This window comes from Spirosoma sp., from assembly GCF_048594605.1.
Taxonomy (GTDB): domain Bacteria; phylum Bacteroidota; class Bacteroidia; order Cytophagales; family Spirosomataceae; genus Spirosoma.
The window spans coordinates 1-1,582 of the sequence record NZ_JBMDWV010000008.1; the positions used below are offsets into that span (position 1 = coordinate 1).

General features: G+C 40.8%; 2 protein-coding genes. Both read right to left on the bottom strand.

Annotated features, from left to right (window positions below):
* On the bottom strand, positions 1–1,032 hold a 1,032-nt coding region (locus ACOJS8_RS00450), incomplete at its 3' end, for a FecR domain-containing protein (RefSeq protein WP_420146562.1).
* 69 nt (positions 1,033–1,101) lie between these two features.
* Positions 1,102–1,582, bottom strand: a 481-nt coding sequence (locus tag ACOJS8_RS00455; RefSeq protein ID WP_420146563.1) for a sigma-70 family RNA polymerase sigma factor, incomplete at its 5' end; no start/stop codon positions are given.

Here is a 1,582-nt window from a genome sequence, read left to right on the forward strand (position 1 = left end):
AATTTTGTAGCGGAAACCCGCAGATATTTTTAATGCTTCCAGTACATTCTGAATGCTTTGGTTATCATAAAAACCATTATACTTTTCTGCTTTCATCCTGTTTGAGCCGTTAATTACCACGCTCACCCCATACCATCTTGACAGAATAAGGGCTATTTCATCCAATCGCTTATTTTCAAAAACCAGGTTATTGTTCGTCCATTGGGCATCAGGAGGAATCGAATCTGTTTTTACAATTTTCAACTTAATAATGTCCTCATCCGGCTTACCGGTATCGAATTTATCCGGCTGCAACGGTTCTTTATTAACAATAAGCTTCTCATCAGGCTTCAGCAGATATACCTGCTGCCCTTTGTTGTTGAGTTTAACCTGTAGTGATCCCCTCACCAGGGTAGTGGTAATATTTTTCTCATCGGCATAAGACCGCACATTAAATGCAGTACCTAAAACCCTTACATCCAACTCCGTCGTATGAATAATAAATGGGCGCTCGGCATCCTTGACTACATCAAAATAAGCTTCGCCTGTTAAACTTAGTGTTCTGTGCGTTTTACCAAAACCGTCCTCGTAAGATATTCTGCTGTCGCTATTGATCCATACTTTTGAACCGTCCGGCAGCACCAGGCTTGATTTCGACCCCTTCTTAGTAGCTACTATATTACTATTGTTGATACCTGGCTTACGATTACCCTTCTGTGTCTGAATGCCAATAGCAATCACCATTAACAAAACTGCCGCGGCAGCCATCCATTTCACCACAGATCTTATTCGCGCTGGTTTACGAACGTTCAAAACGGGCTCCGGCTCACTCATTAGTTGATGCAGCTTACTCCAGTTTTGCGCCCTTTTAGATAGCTGTTTTGACGAATGCACCGGACGGCTATCATTATTGAGCAAATCCGATAACTGCGCTTCCAAATGAGCATCTTCGGGATGAGACTCCACCCACCGGGACAACTCCATTTGTTCCGACAAGGTTATTTCCCCGGAAAGCTTCTTAGTCAGTAGCTCAATAAAACGTTCTTGCTGCATAAACGTCATCTATCTGTATTATAGATGACAAAAAAAATAGCGGAACTACGTATTGTAGTTTTATTTTTTTCAGGAGTTACCTGATTTTCTTTTCAGATGGATATTTTTACTACTTAACCAGGTGGTAATTTTTCGCACTGTTTGATAAAGTTGGGTCTCCACCGTACGAACAGAAGTATTTAAAAGTACACTTACTTCCTTACAAGTAAGTCCCTTGTCCTTTACCAGGTAAAATACTAATCGCGACTTCGGTGGCAATGTATTTAATAAATCTTCCAGCTGCTTTATATTTTCCCGGTCAATTAACGCTGTCTCAGGAGTCGCAAAACTATATTGAAAGGTATCTGCCAGATCATCAATATCAATATTGCTGATTTGTTTCCTGGATTTTAATACATTGATAGAGGCATATTTTGCAGCTGTATAGAGGTAAGCTGAAATATTCTTTATACTCGCCATCGTCTTTCGGTTCTGCCAGAGTCGCATAAATACGTTGATCACCACATCTTCTGCATCTGGTTCGTTATTCAGTATGGAACGGGCAAAGGCA